Source organism: Aliivibrio sp. S10_S31, from assembly GCF_014694495.1.
Taxonomy (GTDB): Bacteria; Pseudomonadota; Gammaproteobacteria; order Enterobacterales; family Vibrionaceae; genus Aliivibrio; species Aliivibrio fischeri.
Genome location: NZ_JAAUWR010000004.1, coordinates 182241 through 206933, shown reverse-complemented (window position 1 = coordinate 206933; position 24693 = coordinate 182241). Strand labels below are relative to the sequence as shown.

The window sequence follows — 24693 nt, the reverse complement described above, 5'->3', positions numbered from 1 at the left end:
AGATAAACCAATGTGGAAATGGCTACATCCTTACGCTAAACCAGAAAAAGCGTATCAACTAAGTACCACACTATTACCGTGGTTTGCGGTGATTTCTATTATCAGCTTAACAGTAGGAACCATCTGGGGTCTTGCTTTTGCTCCATCTGATTATCAGCAAGGTGACAGTTTTAGAATCATCTACATCCATGTGCCTTCGGCTATTTTGTCTATGGGCGCGTATATGTCGATGGCTATTGCTGCATTTATTGGTCTAGTTTGGCAATTAAAATTGTCTGATATGGCTGCTGCTGCAATGGCTCCTATTGGCGCAGTGTTTACTTTTATCGCTCTATTAACTGGTGCAGTATGGGGTAAACCTATGTGGGGTGCATGGTGGGTATGGGATGCTCGTCTAACTTCTGAACTGATCCTTCTATTCTTATACCTGGGTGTAATGGCGCTTTATAATGCATTTGATGATCAAAGAACGGCTGCACGAGCAGCAGGTATTCTTGCGATTGTAGGTGTAATTAATCTACCAATTATTCACTTCTCTGTTGAGTGGTGGAACACGCTTCATCAAGGCGCAACAATCACAAAGTTTGATAAACCTTCAATTTCAGCAGATATGTTGTGGCCATTGCTATTAAATATACTTGGCTTTGCAACTTTCTTCGCTTCTGTGACTCTTATTCGCTTTAGGAATGAAATTTTAGCAAAAGAGAGCCACAGACCTTGGGTTAGAGCATTGGTAGAGACTAAATCTACCGAATCTAAGTAATGTAAGAAATAGGAATTATTGTCATGCATTTTGATACATTCAGTGATTTTTTAGCCATGGGTGGGTATGCCACTTATGTATGGGGCGCATTTGGTGCCACTTTTCTTTCATTATTTTGGATTCTATTTTCTAGCTTAGGCAAACGTCGTCAATTGCTAAAAGAGATTGAGCAAAAAATGGCACGAGAAGAACGAATTAAAAAAGCAAAAACTATGGAGAATACACTATGAATCCGAGACGTAAAAAGCGCCTAGGATTGATCCTTGCTCTATTTGTAGGGATCAGTGCAACAGTGGGATTAATGTTGTATGCATTAAATCAAAACATGGACTTGTTTTATACCCCAACGGAATTAGTTAACGGCAAACCTGACGGTACAAAACCTGAGGTTGGACAACGTCTACGCATTGGTGGGATGGTTGTAGCCGGTTCTGTTGTACGTGATAGTAATTCTCTTGAAGTATCATTTAAGGTTGCCGATGTCGGCCCTCAAGTGACCGTAATTTATGATGGGATTCTTCCTGATTTATTCCGTGAAGGCCAAGGTATTGTTGCTCAAGGTGTCTTAGTTGATGCAACAACTATTAAAGCTCATGAAGTGTTAGCAAAACACGATGAAGAATACATGCCACCAGAAGTTGCCGAAGCGATGAAAAAGACACATGAACCGCTTCAGTACACTGAACAACAAAAACAAGGAACGGGTCAATGATCGCAGAACTTGGTCACTTTGCAATGATTGCTTCATTAGGGCTTGCGGTCCTTTTGAGCATATTACCTATGTATGGCGCAAGCCGTGGTAATAAGGCATTAATGCAGAGTGCGAGACCATTAGCTTGGGGGATGTTTTTACTCCTAAGTTTATCATTTGGAATTTTAATGTGGGCATTCTACGTTAATGATTTCACTCTTCAGTATGTAGCAAGTAACTCAAACAGCTTATTACCTTGGTACTATCGTTTAACCGCGGTTTGGGGTGCGCATGAAGGCTCACTATTACTTTGGGTATTAATCCAAGCTGGTTGGACTGTTGCTGTAGCGACATTCAGTCGTGGCATGCCACAAGAATCTGTTGCACGTGTATTAGCTGTAATGGGGTGGATAACCGTTGGTTTCTTACTGTTTATTATTTTAACGTCTAACCCATTCTTGCGTACTCTGCCTTATTTCCCAATTGATGGTCGTGACTTAAACCCATTGCTTCAAGATCCAGGTTTAATTATTCACCCTCCAATGCTTTACATGGGGTATGTTGGTTTCTCTGTTGCATTCTCTTTTGCAATTGCTTCATTAATGACAGGGCGTTTAGATACCGCTTGGGCTCGTTGGTCTCGTCCTTGGACTATCGCTGCATGGTCATTCCTAACGGTAGGCATCTCTCTAGGTTCTTGGTGGGCGTACTATGAACTTGGCTGGGGCGGCTGGTGGTTCTGGGATCCAGTAGAAAACGCATCATTTATGCCTTGGCTTGTTGGTACTGCATTAATGCACTCATTAGCAGTAACAGAAAAGCGCGGTACGTTTAAAGCGTGGACAGTATTACTGGCAATTTCAGCGTTCTCATTAAGCTTATTAGGCACATTCTTAGTTCGTTCTGGTATTTTAGTATCAGTTCACGCCTTTGCATCAGATCCTTCTCGAGGCATGTTTATCCTTGGCTTCTTGGTGATGGTTATTGGTGGTTCATTGCTACTGTTTGCCCTAAAAGGTGCATCAGTTCGTGTTCGAGGTAACTTCTCACTGTTCTCTCGTGAGAATGCGTTATTAGCAAATAACATTTTATTAGTTACAGCATTAGTTGTGGTACTTGTTGGTACTTTATTACCACTAGTACATAAGCAACTAGGCTTAGGCTCAGTTTCAATTGGAGCTCCATTCTTCGACATGCTATTTGCATGGTTGATGATCCCATTTGCTTTCCTATTGGGTATTGGTCCACTGATTCGTTGGAAGAAAGACAAACTAAGCAACCTATCAAAACGTCTTGTGATTTCAGGTGCGATAACTGTACCGCTTGCAGCGTTAATGATGGTGATGTTTGCAGATAAATTCCAATTCATGCCTTATTTAGGCTGGATGATGGCGATTTGGATTGTGATTTTACATGGATTTGAGCTGTATGAACGTGCGACGCACCGTCACTCATTCTCTGTGGGTATTACTAAGCTAGGACGCAGTCACTGGGCGATGATTTTTGCTCATATTGGTCTTGCCGTTACGATTATCGGTATTGCCATGGTGCAGAACTACAGTATCGAAAAAGACGTACGTTTAGCGCCGGGCGAGCACATTGAAATGAATGGCTACCAGTTCTATTTTGCTGGTGTTAGAGATACAGATGGTCCTAACTATGATGGGTATACCGCTGATTTTGACATCACACTAGATGGTAAAGCGATTAATACACTGCACGCAGAAAAACGTTTTTATGAAACTGCAGGTTCAATGATGACAGAAGCAGCAATTGATCGTGGTTTTACTCGTGACTTATACATTGCAATGGGTGAGCGTTTAGATGACAACCGTTCATGGGCTGTACGTATTTACTACAAACCATTCGTTCGTTGGATCTGGGCTGGTTCATTGTTTATGGCATTTGGTGGTGCATTAGCTATGTCTGATAAACGCTACCGTTTCCGTAAAAATGCTAAAAAACAGGAAGCTTAATTTATGAATAAGAACTTTTTATTTGCACCATTAGCGCTGTTTTTAATTTTAGTTGCTGTGTTTGCTACCCAATTAACTCGCAACTCAAATGGTGATGATCCAACTAAACTTGAATCGGTACTGGTAGGTAAACCAGTACCTGAATTCCGCCTAGAAGATCTTGCTCAAGAAGGAAAGCTTTATGATCAAAGCATCTTCAAAGGCGAACCTTTACTGCTAAATGTATGGGCTACATGGTGTCCAACGTGTTATGCGGAACACCAGTATTTAAATACGCTAGCAACAGAAGGCGTCAAGATCATCGGTATGAACTACAAAGATGACCGTGCAGGTGCAGTGCAATGGCTAAAAGAGCTAGGCAACCCATACCTCATTACTCTTTTTGATGGCGATGGTATGTTAGGTATGGATCTTGGTGTGTATGGTGCACCAGAGACTTTCTTAATTGATAGTAATGGCATTGTTCGCTACCGTCATGTTGGTGATGTTAATGAGCGTAATTGGAATGAAACTCTAAAACCAATGTACGACAAACTTGTTGCGGAGGCGAAATAATGAAATTAAACCTACGTAAATTAGGTCTTCGCAGTTTTGCTGTGATTGCGTTTAGTTTATTTGCAGTGCAAGTAAGTTACGCAACGATTGACTTATATGAGTTTGATTCGCCAGAACAAGAGCAGCAATTTAAAGAGTTAGGTCAGACTTTACGTTGTCCAAAATGTCAAAATAATAACATTGCAGATTCAAGTGCCGAGTTAGCTCAAGACATGCGCCACAAAGTGTATGAAATGACTAAACAAGGTAAATCTGATGATGAAATTATTTCGTACATGATTGATCGATACGGAAACTTCGTAACCTATGATCCACCGTTAACGGCAGGAACACTTGTTTTATGGTTAGGCCCATTAAGTGTCTTAGTGTTTGGTTTTGGTTTTATTGTGATTCGCAGTCGTAAAACAGCAGCAGAAAAAGAAGCAAAATCTGAAGAGTGGGATAACGAACATGAAGAACGTTTGAACGCTTTATTAAATGAAGACAATAATGACAATGGGAAGGTAAACAAATGACTTTGTTTTGGATTTCAACCTTAGCCCTGATTTTTGTTGGCGTGTTTTTTATTATTCTTCCGCTATGGAAAGCAAGAGCGCAAGATGATGAAGCTCGTCGAGATGAATTAAATAAAGCGTTTTATAAAGATCGCTTAGCTGAATTGGAAGAAGAAGACGCTGAAGGTCTTGTGAATAACCAAGAAGAGTTAATCACAGAGCTTAAGCAATCACTGCTTGATGATATTCCAGTAAAAGAAAAAGCACAGCAAGACAGTTTAAACGCAAGATTATTTATTCTTCCGTCGATAATTGTACTTGTTGCTATTTCTTACGGTTTATATTTTAAATTTGGCAATATCGATAAAGTAGAAAAGTGGCAAGAAGTAAGTGCACGCTTACCTGAATTATCACAACAATTACTCGATCCAGAAAGTGCAGGTTTAACAGACTCTGAAATCAGAGATATTACGTTAGCGCTGCGAACTAAATTGTATCACGAACCTGATGATGCAATGGGTTGGTTGCTACTTGGTCGTATTGGTATGATGAATCGTGACATTGATACATCAGTTGGTGCAATGAAAAAAGCCTATGCACTTAAACCAAAAGATACTGAGATTAAGTTGGGTTATGCTCAATCATTAATGTTAAGTGGTAATGAAGCAAAAGCAGAGCAAGCGAAACAATTACTTCGTGAAGCTCTACGCGAAGACTCAACAAATTTACGTGCTTTATCATTACTTGCTTTCTACTCATTTGAGAATCAAGACTATAAAGGCGCTATTTCTGCATGGAAAGCAATGCAGATGTTGATTGGCCCTGATGACTCTCGTTATGAAATGCTAGTTCGTAGTATTGAACGCGCACAATCTAAACTAAACCCTGAAGCAACGTTAGAGAAGCAGGTTCCTGTTACTATTAATCTTGGCAATAACGTACAACTACCAAAGCAGGGATTCGTGATTGTATCAATTCACCCTGCGGATGGTTCACCAATGCCGATTGCTGCAGCAAGAGCACCATTAAATAGCTTCCCGCTTAAGATCATGATGTCAGATGAAAACAACATGATAGAACAGCGTAAATTGTCAGATATGGAGAGCTTTATTGTTCGAGCTCGTATTGACCAAGATGGCAATGTAGCAACAAAATCAGGTGACTGGTACGGTGAAAGTGAAGTGAGTACATTAGGTAAAAATGTATCACTAAGTATTGATAAGCAATATCAATAATACATCACAAGTGTCATACTAGAACGGGCAGAGGCATAGCGCTTCTGCCCGTTTTTTATAATCTATAATAATAAAATGCATACAGTTATATCAATCGTAGTAAGTAGTTGATTAATTATTTATTTTGGTATCGTTACTTATTGGCAAAGGTTTTTAGTAGTGAAAAGAATATGGACTTCTTGTTGTATTCTACTTTTTGTGAGTGCTTGCTCACAAACACCAGAACAGACAGAAGACGAGTTAGATACAACACCGCAAGTAGATACAGAATACGATGAATCTCATATTGGTGATCCTCTAGAAGGATTTAACCGTGTTATGTGGGGGCTAAATTATGATTACTTAGACCCATATTTAGTTCGTCCTGTTTCTATTGGTTATGTTGAATACACACCAACCCCAATTCGATATGGGGTAGCGAATTTTTTAGCAAACTTAGATGAGCCATCAAGCATGATAAATAATTTACTCATGGGAAATGGCAATATGGCGATGGTTCATTTTAATCGATTTTGGTTAAATACAACGCTGGGCTTGGTTGGATTAATCGATATTGCTAGTGCAGCAGAGATACAAAAACCAGACAGTAAATCGTTTGGTGATGCTTTAGGACATTATGGTGTAGGTAATGGCCCTTACTTTATGCTACCTGGCTACGGGCCTTGGACACTGCGAGAAGCAGGGGATTTTGTTGATGGTTTATATATGCCACTGTCATATCTTAATTTCTGGCAAGGTTTAGGTAAGTGGGGGCTAGAAGGTATGGAGTCTCGTGTGCAGCTGATTTCGCAAGAACCTATGCTAGAAGCGTCACCAGATCCTTATGTATTAACACGAGATGTTTATTTACAACGTCAAGACTTTAAAGCTGAGATTGAACCGGAAGTTGATTTAGATGCTGAAGATGATATCGATGACTATTTAGATGAAATAGACGAGTAAAAACAGTCATAGTCTTTCAGGTTTCATGGTTAGTATTCTCCTGAAACCTGAAACCTGAAACCTGAAACCTGAAACCTGAAACCTAGCGATTATTCCGCTGGAAAAATAAGATTAATAAAGCAAATAGAGATCCGGTTGTATCACATAACATATCTTTCTGCGCATCCCAAATATCCCCTTGAGAGCCTAAAAAAGCAATCCCTTCATCACCGCCTGCAATAGCGGCGTACCACCATTCAATAATCTCATATCCAGCAGCAACACTCATTAATGTGAATAAACCAAAAGCCATCGCAAGAGGAGTAGAGCATTTCTTTGTTTTGATGAGATATTCAGCGATAGGGTAAGCGTAAAAACCAATTGAGAAGTGCGCGACTCGATCGAAGTTATTTCGCTCAGATCCAATCAAGTTATTAAACCAATCAAAAGGAACATCGGCAAAAGTATATTTAGCGCCAATAGTATGAAGAAATAGCCAAATAAACATAAATACCAAGGCTGTTTTGCTGAACTGAAAGCGTGTCGCCATGTAAAAAATGCCAGCTAAAATTAATAATGCAGGAATAATTTCAGCAAACCATACCGCTCGTGATACAGGCTCAAAAGCAGAAAAAAGAAATATCACAGAATAAAGAGATGTGAGAGGCAGTAGTATAGGTTGCTGTTTTATGGATTGAGGTATAGACATAAATCAATACTCCGAGTTGCACACTTAAAGAATGAATATAAAAAGTGTAACCGGAAAGTCGTTTCTATCAAGTTGATTTATTTAGAATTGAGCGTTTCTGTTGTAAAGTTCAATAAAAAAGGCCTCTAAAATTAGAGGCCTCAATATAAATGGTTTTCAGATTAGAAACGGTAGTTCGCTTGAACACCAACTAGCCATACGTTACCAGTTGTTTCGCCGTTGAATTGACCACCGATTGCTTGAGCAGCATCATCTGACTCATAGCCACGAGATTCAGTGATCGGTGCGTCTTTAGCTACGATGTAAGTAAAACCTGCATCTAAGCTTAAGTTTTTAGACCAGTCATAACCAGCACCAATGCTTAACCATAAGCGATCGGTTTCTGGAATGGTAATTGTACGATTTTTATCACTAACCGCTGAAGTATCGTAAGCAATACCAGAACGTAGAGTTAGTTTTTGATCTAATTGGTAAGTACCACCGATAGCTAGGCGGTAGTTATCTTCCCAATGTTCTTCTTTGATATCTTGAACTGGTGTACTAAGAGAAGGGATATTCGCTTCTAATTTTTCAAAGCTGCTCCAATCTGTCCAGTTAAAACTAGCGTGAATTGCTATGGTATCTGTTAGCTGATGAAAACTAGCTAATTCAGCTGTTGCTGGCATAGCTAAAGCCATTGAGCCTGAGTAATGTTGTGTTGGATTTTTAGGGTTAAATGCAAACCCTTCCGCATGACCTTCTAAGCTTAAATCGACTTTTGATTTATAAGTAAAACCAATGCGGTTAGCTTCGTTGATTTGCCAAGCTGTCCCCAATTGCCATCCAAAAGCTTCATCAGTACCTTCCATATATTTTAGTGTGGTACCTTTAGGGATATTTCCAAGAGGACCAAGGTTTATATTGCTTGGTGTTTTCGCACCAAAATGACCCTCACCCATAACATAACGTACACCACCACCAATGCTTACTTGTGGCATTACTTGGTAAGCGATGTTTAGATTCAACTCTTTAGTGATGATGCTTGCTGTGTTACCAAAATGGCTTGCTGCAAAGTTATCATCAAGATCGGTTTCCATACCGTAGTTGGTACCAAGAGCGACACCAAGAGCTAGTTTTTCATTAACACGGTGCGATAGGTAAAAGTTAGGGATTACTGCACTGTGAGCAAAATCTTTAGATGAGGTATGTCCACTTTTTTGAGTTAGTGATTTAGAGCCATCAACATAACCATTTACATCAACGTTTGGATTAACATAAATACCACCAACAGAAATTTGAGTGCCTTCTAAATATGTCAGCATTGCAGGGTTACGCCATTGTGTGTCAGCACCATCAGCGATCGCTGCTTCACCTGCGTAAGCACGGCCTAGACCTGTAGCTGAATATTCTGCAAGTTGGAAACCTGCAGCCATAGTGTTTGAGCTTGCAACTGAACCTAATAGGCCAAGTGCCACTGCGATAGATAGACGATTTTTATTGTTGTTCATTATAAATTCCAAAATCAAATTCAAGTGTTCGCTGAATTTGGTGGTGATTAGTTGGGGTGGATAATACGTTTTAGAGCAAAAACTTCAAATAAAAAATCGATATTTTCGTGTTTTAAGGGCTTTTTTCTGCAAAAAACTTCAAAATCAGCTAAATTTTCTGTATTTATCTGGTCGGATGTGTTATTTGGGCGTACAGGTGTAGGTCTGAATATGCATTTGAGGGTATATGTGTACGCTGAAATTCTTATGGGCAGGAACGAGTTTTTAGGGACTAGAGTTTAGGAAGAGCAGGATTCAGCTCGCTGAACGTATAGTATCAAAGAAGGTTCTCCCCCTTGATTGATGAGTCATGATGATCGATAAAGTAAATAGAAGGGGGAGTTAGAGGAGGTTGTCTGCTCTTACTTGCTCCTAGCCCCTAGCCCCTAGCCCCTTGAAGCGAAGCGTCCTAAATACTGTTTTTTCAAGATCAAAAAAGGCCAGCATACGCTGACCTTTTGAATTGATACTTTTAAGAATGAATCTTAGAAGCTGTAGCTGTACTGAACACCAGCAAGAATTGCATCTGCGTGTGTTGTTGCTGTTAGAACATCATCTTCGCTAACATCAACATCATCACCCATTAGGTAAGTAAAGCCGAAGTCAACTGTATGTTTTTTCTCAAAGTGGTAGCTAAAGCCTGCTGAGAACCACTGACGATCTGAATCAGGTACAGAAATCGATGTTAGTTCATCTTGAGCTGCTGTGTCATACATGTAGCCTGCTCGTAATGTCCATGCGTCGTTTAGGAAATAAGTACCACCAATTGCGTAGTGCATGCCATTTTGCCAATCATATACGCTCTCACTTAGACCGCTTGGGTTATTGGTGAATTCAATTTTATCAAAGTCACTCCAACCAATGTATTGAACAGAGTAATGCACTGCAAATTTAGTGTCTTTGATTTCGTGGTAACCAGAAAATTCAATCATGTCAGGAAGAGGTAGTGTTACCTTTTGATTCCCATCTTCTGCTTCAATTTCAGGGCTGTAATGGTATGAGAAACCGAAACGGTTACGTTCATCTAATTCATAAACAGTACCAAGATTAAATCCAATACCAGTACCAGAAGCATCAATATCTACAGCACTTTGTCTAGCTAATTCATCACCAGTTGCAGGATTAGTCATTACGACTTCTCTTTTAAGAGTTCCTGTGCCATAGATAATATCTAAACCACCACCGACACTCCATTGCTCATTAATGCGGTATGAAGTAGCAAGAGCGAAGTTCACACTTTTAATTTCAGTGGTGCCACCAAAAACAGTAGCGTCAGGAATTGTTGCTAGACCATTACCTGATCCTTTACCAAAACTATCATCAAAATTATTTTCAGTACCGAAGTTAGAGTAAATACCAGCACCGAATGCCCATTTGTCATTTAAACGATGTACATAATAGATATTTGGAACTGGTGTGCCGCTACTATTGTTTACATCATCAATAGGAGCTCCACCAGCTAATTGACCTGCATATTTTACATCACTTACTTCAATATCAGTTTTGATGTAGTTGATACCGCCAGAAAATTGTGATGAATCAAAAAGAGCCATTGCAGCAGCGTTACGAGCCATTACAGAGGCGTTATCAGCGATTACAGCATCACCAGCAAATGCACGGCCTAGGCCTGTTGCTGATTGTGCGTTTAGTTGGAAACCGGCAGCAGTAGCTTGTTGTGTTGCAAGAGTGATGGTTGCTGCTAGAAGTGTTTTTGAAAACAGACGCTTCTTATTCATAATTATTATATTCCGTGTATTGTTATTTCCTTTCAATTCTCAAGACTGAAAAGATTTATTTAGTTGAGACTTAAATCTCGATGGCGAGATAATAACGATCTGAGCATAGACGACAAATCCGACCACTGCGAAAAAAATCGTTAAAATTCGTGATCTGGGCGTGATTTGTTCGTAAATGGCATTCTAATTGATGTTAATAGAGCATTAACTCTATTTTTTGTGCTTTTTAATTTTTATTTTCTTATTTATAACTTGTTGATTTTAAAGTTATAGATTGTTTATTTAAGTCAAAGTAGAGCTTATGCTCTAACTGGGCGTCAAAAAAATGGTTAACTAAATGAAAAATCGTGATTTTTAACCCGTTTTTGTATTTTAATTTTATGATGAGGAAAAAATATCAGTTTGATGAACGGAAGGTGGGTTTTGTATTCATAAGACCAAAAAGTAGTAAAAGAACATAAAATTGATCTATTTCAATAAATGAATTGAGATTAACGTTATAGTTAATCTCGTTATCTGGTTGAGTAATCAACCCGTTGAGCAAGATAACATTTCCTTTTGAAGGCTGACTTTACTTTCTCCTTATCAGGTGAAACTGATTTTTACAATTGGCTACTCGTTAATTGTTTTTTATTCTGACCACATCGACTGATGTGGTTTTTTTTTACCAAAAAAACAGAATTAGATCAAAAACCTCCTTAATATCTTATCTATAACCTCGAAATTTATATACCAATAAAAGTATTGCTATTTATCGTTTAATTAAGCCCATGACCAAATTCATTATTCTATGATGAGCCTGTGATTATCATCACTATATCTTATTAACAACTTGGTTACAATTTGAGGTCTGACCACCTTTGATGTATGCAAGGAGAAGCAATGTCAAATAGCTTAAATTCAAGTAAGTATCAACCGTTAACGACACGACAAGGTGATCGTATTGCTGTTGTATCAGGTATTCGAACTCCGTTTGCTAAACAATCTACAGCATTCAGCACTACACCTGCTGTAGATCTTGGTAAGTTAGCGGTAAAGGCATTAATGGATAAAACGGATATTGACCCTAAATTAATTGATCAAGTCGTGTTTGGCCAAGTGGTACAAATGCCAGAAGCTCCGAATATTGCTCGCGAAATTGTTTTGGGTACGGGGATGAATATAGGTACTGATGCTTACAGTGTGACTAGAGCTTGTGCAACGAGCTTTCAAACTACAGCTAATGTAGTGGAAAGTATTATGGCCGGCACGATTGATATTGGTATTGCTGGTGGTGCAGATTCTTCCTCTGTATTGCCTATTGGTGTCTCTAAAAAGTTAGCTTCTACTTTACTCGCTCTTAGTAAAACAAAAACCGTTTACCAAAAGTTATCACTTCTTCGCACTTTATCATTAAAAGACATTGCTCCTGTTCCTCCTGCTGTCGCTGAGTATTCAACGGGAATTTCTATGGGACAAACTGCAGAACAAATGGCTAAAAGTCATGGAATAACACGTGAAGAACAAGATGCATTAGCACATCGTTCACATACACTTGCAGCCAAAGCATGGAAAGATGGGCTTATTCAAGATGAAGTAATGACCGCTTTCCCTGAACCTTATACCGCGTGGTTAGATCATGATAATAATATTCGTCATGATTCAGAACTAGCAAGTTATGCCAAATTGCGCCCTGCGTTTGATCGTAAATATGGTTCAGTCACTGCAGCTAATAGTACGCCATTAACGGATGGTGGCGCCGCTTTATTATTAATGAGTGAAAAACGAGCAAAAGAATTAGGTTATGAACCATTAGGTTATATTCGTTCGTTTGCGTTCAGTGCGATAGATGTACATCACGATATGTTAATGGGACCATCTTATGCGACACCAATGGCCTTGGATAAAGCGGGAATTTCATTATCAGACCTTACCTTAATTGATATGCATGAAGCTTTTGCAGCACAAACCCTTTCAAATGTGAAAATGTTTGCTTCAAACAAATTTGCTAAAGAATGTTTAGGTAGAGATAAAGCCATTGGCGAAATTGATATGGAGAAATTTAATGTCCTTGGTGGGTCAATAGCCTATGGGCATCCATTTGCAGCAACAGGAGCCAGAATGATCATTCAAACATTACGAGAATTAAAACGTCGTGGTGGTGGATTAGGATTAAATACGGCTTGTGCCGCTGGTGGTTTAGGTGCAGCAATGGTGTTGGAGGTTGAATAATGACGTTAGAAACGAAAAATAATACGCTTGAAGCCGTTAAAAATACCAGTGCATTTGCATGGACTAAAGATGATGACCAAATTGCATGGTTAACCATCGATGTTCCGAATGAAAAAATGAATACACTCCAAGCCGCTTTTGCTGAGCAAGTGACTCAAGTTTTAGATGAGATTGAAGAGCAACAAGCACACATTAAAGGACTAGTGATTAAATCAGGTAAGCCCGATAATTTTATCGCAGGCGCTGATATTAATATGATAGCTAATTGCCAAAATGCCTCAGAAGCACAAGCGTTGGCTGAAAAAGGACAGCAATTATTTCAGCGGATTGAAGATCTTCCATTTGCTACGGTTGCAGCAATACATGGTCCATGCCTAGGAGGTGGATTAGAGCTAGCTTTAGCATGTGATTATCGTATTTGTAGTGATGACAATAAAACCAAACTCGGTTTACCTGAGGTTCAATTAGGGTTACTCCCAGGTTCAGGTGGAACTCAGCGATTACCACGATTAATTGGGTTACTGCCAAGTTTGGATATTATTTTAACGGGTAAGCAATTAAGACCTAAAAAAGCACTGAAATTAGGCGTAGTAGATGCTTCTGTTCCTCATACTATTTTGTCTCGTATAGCTGCGGACTTTGCTTTGAAGAAAAAAGCGAAACGTAAATTGAGTGCAAAAGAATGGGGGGTATCTCGAAATCCATTAGGACGTAATGTCATTTTTTCGCAAGCGGAAAAACAAGTACAGAAAAAAGCTCGTGGTAATTATCCTGCCATTGTCGCTATTTTAGATAGTATCGAGCATGGTTTAGATAAAGGGATGAAAAAAGGATTACAACGAGAGGCTGAACAATTTGCTCGATTGGCCATGACGCCAGAATCGGCGGCATTACGCTCTTTATTTTTTACCATGACAGAGATGAAAAAGGAAAAAGGCAGTGACGCTGAACCTAAATCCATCGATTATGTTGGGGTACTAGGTGGTGGATTAATGGGAGGAGGTATTGCCCATGTTTCTATTGCTAAAGCGAAAAAGAAAGTAACAATAAAAGACATCAATAATGATGGATTACTTAATGCTTACCAATATCACTATCAACGATTAGATACGCTGAGAAAGCGCCGAATTATTTCAAAAGCGCAATTACAACAGCAAATGTTGCAACTAACTGGAGTGACGGAGTTTGACGGTTTTAAAAAGTTAGATGTGGTTGTTGAAGCCGTATTTGAAGATTTAAACCTAAAACAAGAGATGGTAAAAGCAGTACAAGAACAAGGCAAAGAAGACGTTATTTTTGCAACCAATACGTCTTCGCTTCCTATAGGCCAAATAGCCGAAGGAGCACAAAAGCCTGAAAACATTGTTGGCTTACACTATTTTAGTCCAGTTGAAAAAATGCCATTGGTTGAGGTAATTCCCCATGCAGCAACCAGTGATGAAACTATTTCAACTGTAGTGGCTTTGGCTAAGCAACAAGGTAAAACACCTATTGTTGTAAAGGATTCTGCGGGCTTTTATGTTAATCGTATCCTTGCGCCTTATATGAATGAAGCGGCACGTCTGTTACTTGCAGGAGAACCCATTGAGGTGCTTGATGAAGCCTTATTGGATTTCGGATTCCCCGTTGGACCTATTTCATTATTAGATGAAGTTGGAGTAGATATTGGTGCGAAAATTATGCCGATATTAGAGGCGGAATTAGGGGATAGATTCCGAAGTCCTGATGTATTTCAAACATTAATAGACGATAAGCGATTAGGCAAAAAAACGAAACGTGGATTTTATGTTTATAAAGGGAAAAAGAAAGAACCTGATCAAGAGGTTTATACCTTATTAAATATCAAGCCGCAGTCACAACTAAGCAAAAATGAAATCGCAATGCGTTGTGTATTACCTATGTTGGCAGAGGCAAAACGTTGTTTAGATGAAGGAATAATCGCTTCTGAAAGAGATGGTGATATCGGTGCTATTTTTGGTATTGGTTTCCCACCATTTTTAGGTGGTCCTTTTACTTATATGAATACGTTAGGGGAAGAGAAATTAGCGACCTTAATGAGAAACTATGCCGATAAATACGGTGATCGATTTATTGAGTAATAACACCAATGTAATTAAAAGGCCATCGTTGTGATGGCCTTATTTTTATGACGTGAATTTTAGATTATTAACCGAGGTTGATGTCTTTTTTTCTGAGCTGAAATTGGTCAATGGAATCAATTTCAAAGCCAACATCTAAGCGGTCATATTGCTGATGTTCCGTTCCTTGAGAATGCATGATTAAACGATTCGCTGTTCTTGGTTTTAATATGCCAACGACAAAACGGATCATTTCAATTCTCGTTAAACTCTTAAGCTCTTCAGTGACACGCTCTTTATGATCAAAATTCGTGTCTTTATTTCCTATGCATGTCCATAAACGTTGAGCTCGACTTCGTAGATTTGTATCAGGAGCTGATATCTGATCGATTAACCCTTGTTTACTGGATTGCCATTGGTGCTCATTTAACTCTAATAAAACCATATAGAAAGCATTTAAAAATTCATCAATAGCATCAAGCAAAATAGCGGGTGGTGCCATTGGGGATTGTACGTATAAAATTAATCCAGGATGCTTATTAAGAGGTAAATTTCCTGTTCCTACCATATAACCTAATTGCTGCTTTGTACGGATCTCATGGAAAAAGGAAGCCGACATTAAATGGTTTGCAAGAGTATAAAGGGCAAAACTGCGAGGATCTTCTTGCGGAGATTGATAATAAACTAAAAGCGCAGAATCAGAATGATCACAGACTAATTCTCTTTGGAATGTTCCTGATTCCCCAAGCATCACCAATGGACGGAATGATTCGCCATAAGTTTGATTTTGCATTCGTAGGGTATCTTTTAAAGAACGACCTAATTCCAATGCTTGTTCTTTAGTCCAATCGCCATAGACAAACATCTCAACGTGCAATTCCGCGAACATAGCTTGAACAAAATTCGGTAAATCATCCACTTCAATACTTTCTAATGCTTCAAGAAGTACAGGGTATGGAGGGTTATTTGGTTGTAAAATCCCAGATAATGCATTGAAAAGCTGTGAAATTGGACGTTCTTTTGATGCATTTCCCCAATGACGGATCAATTGATTTTTTATAAACTCAAATCGTTCAGCGCTGAATTCACGTGTAGAAAAACGTTTTAATATCACATCCAGTAATAAGGGCTGTTTTTGACTAAAGCCAGAAAGCGTTAATGTTACGCCTCCTTGATGGCAATATAGGTTATACCCCATTCCTGCAATTTCAGCTTGGTAAGTTTGCTCACTGAGTGCGTCCATAAGCATTTCGACACATAAGCGTGTTTTTACTATTTTTCTTGGATCAGAAATGGCATGTGGGCTATCTATTGCAATGTATACCATGCCTTTTGGGACTCGGAACTCTTCTTCTTGTTTATGCCATAGGCGAAAACCAGGTAGATCTTCAAGTAATGTTGGAAGAGCGGTGGTTTCATTTAATTCTTGAGGCTCTAACTCATAGCAGATATAAGGGTTTTTCTCTGGCAAATGAAGTTCAGGATGCAGTTCAGCATGGCTCCAACTCTTTATTTGAGCTTCACTTAATGGCTGAATAGAGTAAGGGGTGTGATACCACTTATCTTTACGATCATATTGTAAATCTTGAGCGACGAGCGTGACTCGCATTTTTTCAGGAGTAAATTGCTCAAGCAGATCGAGAACGTGTTGTTCGTGATAACCTTCCATCATGTAATCAGCGTACATGGCATCTTCTTTATGATAACGCTGTAAATTCATAACTAAGTGGCTGACTAAATCAAGAGGTTTAGTTTTTTCTTGGAATTGAAATGCAGATTCTAATACCGCTTTCTTTTCATTGTAGCGCCACTCATCAAGACCTTGCTGTTTAATCAATTCAATATACTGATAAGTATTGAGAATGATCTCATCAAGATGAAGCATGCCTTTTTCGGTTAGGTTAAAAGAAAGAGTAAATTCTCTGAAGTTACTTCCGCTTACCCCACCACCAGCAGTCAATGAGTGAATATACCCTAATTTTTTCAGGTAAAGCATTAAGCTACCGTCACCTTCGTAGCCAAGTAGATGCCCAAGATAGTTAAGCGGTTTTGTTTTATAAAAACGATCTTGATTCGGTAAATGAAAAGCAAGACTTAGCTTTCTAACTTCTTTTAGTGGTTCAATGTTAATCCAGCAACCTTGTTCTTTTGGTGTGACATAAGAAACATTAATTTCTTTATGTCCAAGGTTTTGATTAGGGATGGATGCAAAAGATTGAGTTGCTAATAGCTCTAACTCACAAAGAGGGCGATTGCCAAGTACAACGGCAGTCATTAAATCGGCAGAATAATGTGCTTGATAAAAAGCGAGCATTTCATCACGAATAGATGAGTTTTTTTTATCTGCTAATGTGTCAATGCTACCAACGGAGAATTTAGAAAAAGGGTGGGCTTGGTTAACGGTTTCTTTATGAACTTGATAAATACGGCGAACGTCATCTTTTAGTTTGAGTTTATACTCTGAATCAACGGCATTACGTTCTTTATCTACAGCTTCCTCATTGAATAAAGAGGCGTAGAAAAATTGACCAAAACGATCCAGTCCTTCTTCAAACGCTGAATGCGAGACTTCAAAAAAGAAGGTGGTATTTTCGGTTCCTGTCCATGCGTTATTAGAGCCACCTTGCTGATTAATGAAAGAGTGGAATTCCCCAACTTTTGGGTATTTTTGTGTACCAAGAAACAGCATATGCTCTAAAAAGTGAGCAAGGCCTTGTCGATCATCAGGATCATCAAAGTGACCGACATTAACAGAAAGGGCGGCGGCTGAGCGTGGTGCTGTTTCATCCTGAATGAGCAAGACAGGCAATTTGTTATCAAGCTCAATTAAGCGGTAATGTTTTTTATCATTCGGACTGATATGCACAGGGTGCTCCTGTTTTAAGGCGTAAGGACTTTATTTTTATAGTCAATTATTGAATGCAGAGTTTAACTATGGTTATCAATAATAAGATAACCAATTGAATATAATGGCTAACTCTTTTGACATTATTTGTATAATTATTTTATCAATTATGGCGCTGATACCACAGACTAGCAAACTCTCTCTTTCCTATTTTTACTATTGCTTGCTACTATTGTGAAGTTAGTAATGATTTGAGAATGAATAAATGAAAGTATTCATAATGCGTCACGGTGAGGCAGAAGCTTATGCACCTTCAGATGAAGAGCGCAATTTAACCGCTCATGGTGAAAGCCAATCTGCGAAAATAGCGCAATGGTTGATGGCTGAACATAAAGTACAATTTGATTATGTATTAGTTAGTCCTTATGTGCGAGCACAACAAACGTGGAATACGATTAAGCCAATTTTGAATGTGACGGATGCCAAAGTAGAAATATGTGAAGACATTACTCCTTATGGTGATTCAGATGATGTGGTTGAATATGTAAAAGCCTTGGGTAGCGTTGAGGATATTGAGAATATTTTGTTGGTATCTCACTTGCCATTAGTTGGCTATCTTACAGCTGATTTTGTTCCGGGAATTATGCCTCCGATGTTCCCAACATCAGCAATGTCTTGTGTTGAATATTCATATACAACCGGGAAAAGTGAGCTGCTTTGGTTACAACAACCATAAGTCGCGATAAAGAATACCTGAAATAAAAAAGATCCCAGAGCTGAGTGGCTGTGGGATCTTTTTTTATCTATCAGGTATTGAGAGTAATACTAGAATGGCACCGGCACCACCAAACTCTAGAGGGGCTTGGTGAAAAGCCATTACATCGGGATGTTGGGCTAACCATAGAGGTACTTTTTGTTTAAGAATATGTTTGCCAATACCATGCATAACACTCGCACAAGAGATATTTTCTTTAAGGCAATAAGCAATCATAGAGCCTAATTCACGCTTGGCTTCATCTTGTTTCATACCATGCATATCTAAAAATACATCAGGTACGTATACACCACGTCGTAAGCGTTTTACTTCGTATTTTGATACGTCATCACGGGCATAGCGGATCGGACCATCTTCACTCAGAAGTGGTACAAATTCATCAGAAAAGAAAAACTCTTCATTTTTCCCTTCTTTTAATGATTTTCTTTGCTGTTGAAGGTCGCTAAAGTTCTTACTCGGTTGATGGATTATGGTATCCTGTTGCAACTTTTTAGAGCCTTGTACTGCTTCACGGAACAGCGAAAGTTCGTCATCTGATAGGTGGTCGTTTTTGCTCATTTTTAAATTCCAATAATTAACAGCAGTATTATAACTTGTTTTGGGGGCAATTTTGGATAAGATTTTTGTAGAAGAGGCAGTTGCTGAGCTTCATACGTTACAAGATATGTTGCGTTGGACGGTAAGTCGTTTTAATGCCGCAGGTCTTTTTTATGGTCATGGTACAGATAATGCGTGGGATGAAGCTGTTCAACTTGTGCTTCCAACACTGTACTTGCCAATTGATGTACCAGCACATGTTCGTGAATCACGTTTAACGTCAACAGAGCGTTTACGTATTGTTGAGCGTGTTGTTCGTCGTATTAATGAACGTATTCCTACCGCTTATTTAACGAATAAAGCGTGGTTCTGTGGTCTTGAGTTCTTTGTTGATGAACGTGTACTTGTGCCTCGTTCACCAATTGCAGAATTGATTGAAACACAATTTGAACCGTGGTTAACCGAAGAGCCTACACGTATTATGGATTTATGTACGGGTAGTGGTTGTATTGCGATTGCGTGTGCTCATGCGTTCCCAAATGCGGAAGTTGATGCGATTGATATTTCGACGGATGCGCTAATGGTTGCTGAACAAAATGTTCAAGATCATGGTATGGAGCAACAAGTGTTCCCAATTCGTTCAGATCTATTACGTGATATTCCTAAAGATCAGTATAACTTTATTGTCTCTAACCCACCTTATGTGGATGAAGAAGACATGAACAGCTTACCGGAAGAGTTTGAGCATGAACCTGAATTAGGCTTAGCTGCAGGTACTGATGGATTGAAGTTAGTTCGCCGTATTTTAGCAAATGCACCAGATTATTTAATGGATAACGGTTTCTTAATCTGTGAAGTGGGTAACTCTATGGTTCATATGATGGAGCAATACCCAGACATTCCGTTTACTTGGATTGAGTTTGCGGAAGGTGGACATGGTGTATTCATGTTAACTAAACAGCAACTTCTTGATTGTGCTGATGAGTTTGCTCTTTATCGCGACTAAATCAAATTAATCTAAATGAAAGCCTGATGGAAACATCGGGCTTTTTTTATGCTTGTTTACTTTGTGACATTGCAAAATCCAGTCGTCTGCGAAGTTCTTGTTGTTTTTGACTTGAATGCTTCTTACTTAATGCTTTTTTAACTAAACGAATCAGTTTCATTGAATTGATATCCATTAAATTAACTACATATTGTATATAGCAGGATTAGTGCCAATTACTTGCTACTGATAATTATATCGACAGTAAAATTGAAAACTTTTGCTTTTTTGTATCAAAAATGTTCAATTTTTATTTTTAATAGCAAGTTTTAAGTTTTTTAAATTCATTTATTCTTCAATCTGAGAGTTATATTACCATATTTTTGGAATGGCGGTCACATTTTGCCGTTGTAAGGTTAAGGTGGCAAAAAAGAATGAAAATTAAAAAATCCAATAACTGAAAGATAAACCTTGGGATAGGGGTTTACTCTCAATACGATTCAAGCCAATATGGTTTTATTAAGAACTGATTGTTAGTCAGGTGAATGATGACTAATCACTTATATTTACAGAGGAAGTAATGGCTGGAAATTCTATAGGACAACATTTTCGAGTAACGACGTTTGGTGAAAGCCACGGGTTAGCGTTAGGCTGCATTGTTGATGGCTGCCCTCCAGGTTTGGAATTAACCGAAGCTGATTTACAAGTTGATCTTGATCGTCGTAAACCGGGGACATCAAAATACACCACACAACGCCGCGAAGCGGATGAAGTGAAGATTCTATCTGGTGTTTTTGAAGGAAAAACAACGGGTACTTCTATTGGTCTATTAATTGAAAATACAGATCAACGCTCTAAAGATTACTCTGAGATAAAAGATAAATTCCGTCCAGGTCATGCTGATTACACTTACCATCAGAAGTATGGGCAACGAGATTACCGTGGTGGTGGTCGCTCTTCGGCACGTGAAACGGCTATGCGTGTTGCAGCAGGTGCAGTAGCTAAAAAGTATTTGAAGCAAGAGTTTGGTATTGAGATTCGAGCTTATTTATCACAAATGGGCGATGTATCGATCGATTCTGTTGATTGGAATGAAATTGAAAATAATGCTTTTTTCTGTCCTGACGCGAGTAAAGTTGATGCTTTTGATGAGCTTATTCGTAAATTAAAGAAAGAAGGCGACTCTATTGGAGCAAAGATCACGGTTGTAGCGCAAGGCGTTCCTGTTGGTTTAGGTGAGCCTGTATTTGATCGTTTAGATGCAGATGTTGCTCATGCCCTTATGGGGATTAACGCTGTTAAAGGCGTTGAGATTGGCGATGGTTTTGAAGTGGTTAATCAGCGTGGTTCTGAACATCGTGATCCTTTAACGCCTGAAGGTTTTAGCTCAAATCATGCAGGTGGTATTCTAGGTGGTATTTCATCTGGCCAAGATATTGTGGCTCATATTGCCTTAAAACCAACGTCAAGCATTACGGTTCCGGGTGAAACCATTACTCGCAGCGGAGAAAAAACAGAATTGATAACTAAAGGTCGTCATGATCCATGTGTTGGTATTCGTGCTGTACCAATTGCAGAAGCGATGCTAGCGATTGTTGTAATGGATCACTTAGTACGTCATCGTGGACAAAACTTTGGTGTTCAAACAGAAACGCCTAAGATTTAGTTGTAGGAGATAGGGACTAGTTTTTAGGGACGAGCAAGAGCGAGTTAAAAGCGGAGAGAATAGTCTCTACTACTGACATAAATAAAAAGAGCCAGATTGGACGTTATATTCAATCTGGCTCTTTCTGATCTTACTCGTCCCTAAAATCGAGTCTCTTTAGGGTTTATCTTTTTTCAATCGTTTCTGGTTGCTCTTCTCCAATATCCAAGTGGAATACTGGTAAACACCAACCAAATTTAACTGCAGCCATACGTGCAGAGAAACCAATAACGATAGTGACAATCGTGGTAATTAGCTCATCAACGCCAAAATGAAGTAAGCCAATGTATAAAACAGCAGATAATAAAGAGACGGATGCGTATAGCTCTTTATGTAATACCATAGGTTGTTGGCGACAGAAAAGATCACGAAGTAAACCGCCGAATACACCAGTTACGATAGCAGCAACAACACAAATTAGTGGGTGTAGTCCCATATCTAACGCAACTTGAGAGCCGATGATACTAAATACGATAAGGCCAATCGCATCAAGTAAAACAAAGAAGCGATGGTTCTTAGCCACCCATGGGCCGATCCAAGTAGTTAATACACCCGCAATGCACGTAATTACTAGAAACTGTGGGTTTTTCACCCATCCGATAGGGTAGTGTCCAAGAAGGATATCTCGTACAGTACCACCGCCAATCGCAGTTACACTTGCAACCAGCATTACGCCAAACCAATCCATTTTTTTCTTACCGGCAGCTAATGCGCCTGTCATAGCTTCAGCGGTGATCCCAATAATATAAAGAATTGTTAATAACATTTTCTAATACCGTAACGTGCCAAGTAGGCGAAAAAAGAAGCCACAGATTTTATGTAATTAAACGACTAATGACGAATGAAAAAAACTATTCTGAATTAATTCGGATTAGTTTTTATTATGTCTAATGTCTATTTTTTGAGCTTTTGGTTTGTGTGTTCTGATATTTAGAATTTTTTGGTGTACACCACGGCGTAAACTTTTGAACGAATTTTCAAGCTTATCAATCCCTAACAATACGAACAGAGCTAATAAAGTAATAATGATGGATTGCTGTATATAACCTAGTGCTATCATCATACCTAAAGCTGCAAGTACCCAAATAATGGCCGCAGACGTTACGCCATGTATTTTTCCATCAAGAGTCATCATTACACCTGCGCCTAGGAAACCGACACCGGTAATAATTTGTCCTAATACTCTTGCTTGATCTAATGTATTTGGTGATAGCGATACCGCCATAGCAAGAAAGAAGTAAGTGCCCGAAATAATTAAAATTGAGGTTCTTATTCCTACAGGTTTTCCACGTGTTTGGCGCTCTGTGCCAATAAGAAAGCCATTAAATGCACAAGCAAAAATCGCAGTCCAAGAAAAAGGACCTAAATCGAGTAATTGGGTTAAATCTAAAGTGATGTCATTCACAGCTTTGATAGCTCCAAATAAAAAGGGATAAAATAATTCACATAGGTAATTTTTGCGGAGAGTATCAGTTCGATCTTTTTACACATAATGAATAATTTTGAAAAAGAAGATAAAAAAAATTTATCTACATATGTCTTTTAATATTCATGCGGTAGAATGTCGTTCAATTTATAATTTGAAGCTCGTGGCATGTTGCACCAATACCAAGATTTAATCTCTATTTTTAATAATACCTTTTATGATTCTTTCAACACTAAGCTTGAGCTTGGTGGTGATGAACCTATCTATTTACCTGCTGATGATGAATTTACTTATCATCGTATTATTTTTGCTCGTGGTTTCTATCAATCAGGTATGCATGAAATAGCACATTGGTGTGTTGCTGGACCTGAACGTCGATTATTGGAAGATTTCGGTTACTGGTATGAGCCTGATGGACGTACAGAACAAGTGCAAGCTGAGTTTGAAAAAGTTGAAATTCGACCACAAGCGTATGAATGGATTTTGTCATTAAGCGCAGGATTAAAATTTAACGTTAGCTGCGATAACTTGAATGGCGATTTTGAACCAGATCGTTTAGCATTCATGGCAAAAGTACATAATGAAGTAATGGCAATTTTAGATAGTGGATTACCACCACGAGTTGATATGCTGTCTAATGCATTGCGCGAGTTTTATCAAATAGCCCCATTAACTAAAGAACAATTTATTGTCCAATAGGAAAAAGATGATCATTGAATTTGAAGAAAAAATGCTTGAATTAATTGATGCTCGAATTGAATCGGCATCTGATGATGAGTTATTTGCAGGTGGCTACTTACGTGGTCATATTTCGTTATCAGTAGCTAATTGCGAAGAGCAAGGTATTAACGATATCGAGATCTTAAAAAGTCATATTAATGATAGTCTTGAAAAAGCAAAATCAGAATTATCTCCAGCAGACCGTATTATTGTTGCTGAGCTGTGGGATGAATTACAACACGCTTAATGAATATGAAGAATAAGTGTTAGTAAATAGAGGCAGTGTAGAGATCACTGCCTTTTTTGTTTCTTATATAAATTTAGCCCTTAAAGCCTGTAATATTACTTAGCTTATCTCTTAGTAGATCAACTAGTTGAGTTTGAGAAGATTGCGCACGGATAATACCCGTTGTATTCCCCCATACAGGTCCCGGCCAAGCGACATCAGTAGTAAAGCGGGCAATGTGATGAATATGCAGTTGAGGCACTAAATTACCTAATGCACCGATATTGATTTTATCAGGCGAGAAATTATCTTCTAATAGTTGAGCAACCGCACTTGATTCTTTAATAAATTGGATCTGTTGCTCATCAGTCATGTGATGAATTTCTTTTAACTCTTCAATTCTTGGTACCAAAATTAACCAAGGGCCAATATCTTCTTTAATTAAAAGTACCTTACATAAAGGTAAATTTCCTAAAACAATACAGTCTTGTTGCAAACGTGGGTGTAATTGGAAAGCCATCCCTATCTCCTAGGTTTCTATCAGCAATGCTTTGTTATATCATAACTCACTTATAATAA

General features: G+C 38.7%; 23 protein-coding genes. 15 read left to right on the top strand and 8 right to left on the bottom strand.

Translation table 11 applies throughout. The annotated features are described in order from the left end of the window. Positions 1-10: 10 nt before the first annotated feature. The 8 genes from HC728_RS05270 to HC728_RS05235 all read left to right on the top strand — a co-directional run bounded on the left by HC728_RS05270 (position 11) and on the right by HC728_RS05235 (position 6656). Entirely contained in the window at positions 11-763 is a 753-nt protein-coding gene (locus tag HC728_RS05270) for a heme ABC transporter permease (RefSeq protein WP_005420296.1), read from the top strand. A gap of 23 nt (positions 764-786) precedes the next feature. Then, on the top strand, positions 787-993 hold the full coding sequence (gene ccmD / locus HC728_RS05265; protein ID WP_005420294.1) for a heme exporter protein CcmD: 207 nt from the start codon (positions 787-789) through the stop codon (positions 991-993). Further along, positions 990-1475 carry a cytochrome c maturation protein CcmE gene (gene ccmE, locus HC728_RS05260; protein ID WP_005420292.1) on the top strand — a complete coding sequence of 162 codons (486 nt, stop codon included), beginning with the start codon at positions 990-992 and terminating at the stop codon, positions 1473-1475. Before ccmD ends, ccmE begins: the two co-directional genes overlap by 4 nt. After that, a complete protein-coding gene (locus HC728_RS05255; RefSeq protein ID WP_005420290.1) occupies positions 1472-3430 on the top strand; it encodes a heme lyase CcmF/NrfE family subunit in 1959 nt (652 codons plus the stop codon). The genes ccmE and HC728_RS05255 overlap by 4 nt, the downstream gene beginning before the upstream one ends. A 3-nt stretch (positions 3431-3433) precedes the next feature. Further along, complete coding sequence (locus tag HC728_RS05250) at positions 3434-3985, top strand: DsbE family thiol:disulfide interchange protein (RefSeq protein ID WP_017020047.1); 552 nt, start codon at positions 3434-3436, stop codon at positions 3983-3985. Continuing rightward, positions 3985-4500, top strand: coding sequence for a cytochrome c-type biogenesis protein (locus HC728_RS05245; protein WP_017020048.1), 516 nt, complete (start codon positions 3985-3987; stop codon positions 4498-4500). Before HC728_RS05250 ends, HC728_RS05245 begins: the two co-directional genes overlap by 1 nt. Continuing rightward, positions 4497-5714, top strand: coding sequence for a c-type cytochrome biogenesis protein CcmI (ccmI, locus tag HC728_RS05240; RefSeq protein WP_065597882.1), 1218 nt, complete (start codon positions 4497-4499; stop codon positions 5712-5714). Before HC728_RS05245 ends, ccmI begins: the two co-directional genes overlap by 4 nt. A 159-nt stretch (positions 5715-5873) precedes the next feature. Then, positions 5874-6656, top strand: a complete 783-nt coding sequence (locus tag HC728_RS05235) for a VacJ family lipoprotein (RefSeq protein ID WP_035457932.1) — start codon at positions 5874-5876, stop codon at positions 6654-6656. A gap of 82 nt (positions 6657-6738) precedes the next feature. On the opposite strand, the gene HC728_RS05230 is transcribed toward HC728_RS05235, so the two are convergent. The 3 genes from HC728_RS05230 to HC728_RS05220 all read right to left on the bottom strand — a co-directional run bounded on the left by HC728_RS05230 (position 6739) and on the right by HC728_RS05220 (position 10606). After that, positions 6739-7344, bottom strand: a complete 606-nt coding sequence (locus tag HC728_RS05230) for a DUF2238 domain-containing protein (RefSeq protein ID WP_190395191.1) — start codon at positions 7342-7344, stop codon at positions 6739-6741. A 161-nt stretch (positions 7345-7505) separates the two neighbouring features. After that, entirely contained in the window at positions 7506-8831 is a 1326-nt protein-coding gene (locus HC728_RS05225; RefSeq protein WP_017020051.1) for an outer membrane protein transport protein, read from the bottom strand. 524 nt (positions 8832-9355) lie between these two features. Then, positions 9356-10606 (bottom strand): outer membrane protein transport protein, encoded by a 1251-nt coding sequence (locus tag HC728_RS05220; protein ID WP_063644737.1) that lies wholly within the window; start codon positions 10604-10606, stop codon positions 9356-9358. An 882-nt stretch (positions 10607-11488) separates the two neighbouring features. On the opposite strand from HC728_RS05220, the gene fadI reads away from it, so the two are divergent. After that, on the top strand, positions 11489-12817 hold the full coding sequence (gene fadI, locus HC728_RS05215; protein WP_190395190.1) for an acetyl-CoA C-acyltransferase FadI: 1329 nt from the start codon (positions 11489-11491) through the stop codon (positions 12815-12817). Further along, a complete protein-coding gene (gene fadJ, locus HC728_RS05210) occupies positions 12817-14916 on the top strand; it encodes a fatty acid oxidation complex subunit alpha FadJ (protein WP_190395189.1) in 2100 nt (699 codons plus the stop codon). The genes fadI and fadJ overlap by 1 nt, the downstream gene beginning before the upstream one ends. A 67-nt stretch (positions 14917-14983) precedes the next feature. On the opposite strand, the gene HC728_RS05205 is transcribed toward fadJ, so the two are convergent. Then, positions 14984-17761, bottom strand: a complete 2778-nt coding sequence (locus HC728_RS05205) for an insulinase family protein (protein WP_190395188.1) — start codon at positions 17759-17761, stop codon at positions 14984-14986. 244 nt (positions 17762-18005) lie between these two features. Between HC728_RS05205 and sixA the strand changes: the two genes are divergently transcribed. Further along, positions 18006-18476: a phosphohistidine phosphatase SixA gene (gene sixA / locus HC728_RS05200; protein ID WP_026029401.1), complete on the top strand. Its 471-nt coding sequence runs from the start codon at positions 18006-18008 to the stop codon at positions 18474-18476. A gap of 63 nt (positions 18477-18539) precedes the next feature. On the opposite strand, the gene smrB is transcribed toward sixA, so the two are convergent. Next, the gene (gene smrB / locus HC728_RS05195; RefSeq protein WP_005420263.1) at positions 18540-19073 is read right to left on the bottom strand and encodes an endonuclease SmrB; all 534 of its coding nucleotides are present in this window, start codon (positions 19071-19073) and stop codon (positions 18540-18542) included. A gap of 52 nt (positions 19074-19125) precedes the next feature. Here smrB and prmB point away from each other — a divergent pair, with 52 nt between their 5' ends. Together prmB and aroC are read left to right on the top strand one after the other, a co-directional pair. After that, the gene (prmB, locus tag HC728_RS05190) at positions 19126-20058 is read left to right on the top strand and encodes a 50S ribosomal protein L3 N(5)-glutamine methyltransferase (RefSeq protein ID WP_005420259.1); all 933 of its coding nucleotides are present in this window, start codon (positions 19126-19128) and stop codon (positions 20056-20058) included. A 559-nt stretch (positions 20059-20617) separates the two neighbouring features. Beyond that, the gene (aroC, locus tag HC728_RS05185) at positions 20618-21703 is read left to right on the top strand and encodes a chorismate synthase (RefSeq protein WP_011262335.1); all 1086 of its coding nucleotides are present in this window, start codon (positions 20618-20620) and stop codon (positions 21701-21703) included. Positions 21704-21866: 163 nt separating this feature from the next. On the opposite strand, the gene HC728_RS05180 is transcribed toward aroC, so the two are convergent. Together HC728_RS05180 and HC728_RS05175 are read right to left on the bottom strand one after the other, a co-directional pair. Further along, entirely contained in the window at positions 21867-22508 is a 642-nt protein-coding gene (locus HC728_RS05180) for a trimeric intracellular cation channel family protein (protein WP_011262334.1), read from the bottom strand. 105 nt (positions 22509-22613) lie between these two features. Further along, entirely contained in the window at positions 22614-23147 is a 534-nt protein-coding gene (locus HC728_RS05175) for an MgtC/SapB family protein (RefSeq protein ID WP_012533618.1), read from the bottom strand. A gap of 189 nt (positions 23148-23336) precedes the next feature. Between HC728_RS05175 and HC728_RS05170 the strand changes: the two genes are divergently transcribed. Both HC728_RS05170 and HC728_RS05165 read left to right on the top strand, forming a co-directional pair. Next, on the top strand, positions 23337-23867 hold the full coding sequence (locus HC728_RS05170) for an elongation factor P hydroxylase (RefSeq protein WP_190395187.1): 531 nt from the start codon (positions 23337-23339) through the stop codon (positions 23865-23867). A 7-nt stretch (positions 23868-23874) separates the two neighbouring features. Then, on the top strand, positions 23875-24135 hold the full coding sequence (locus tag HC728_RS05165; RefSeq protein ID WP_012533551.1) for a YfcL family protein: 261 nt from the start codon (positions 23875-23877) through the stop codon (positions 24133-24135). A gap of 73 nt (positions 24136-24208) precedes the next feature. Here the strand turns inward: HC728_RS05165 and HC728_RS05160 are convergent, their stop codons facing one another. Then, positions 24209-24634, bottom strand: a complete 426-nt coding sequence (locus HC728_RS05160) for an HIT domain-containing protein (RefSeq protein ID WP_054775862.1) — start codon at positions 24632-24634, stop codon at positions 24209-24211. Positions 24635-24693: the final 59 nt, after the last annotated feature.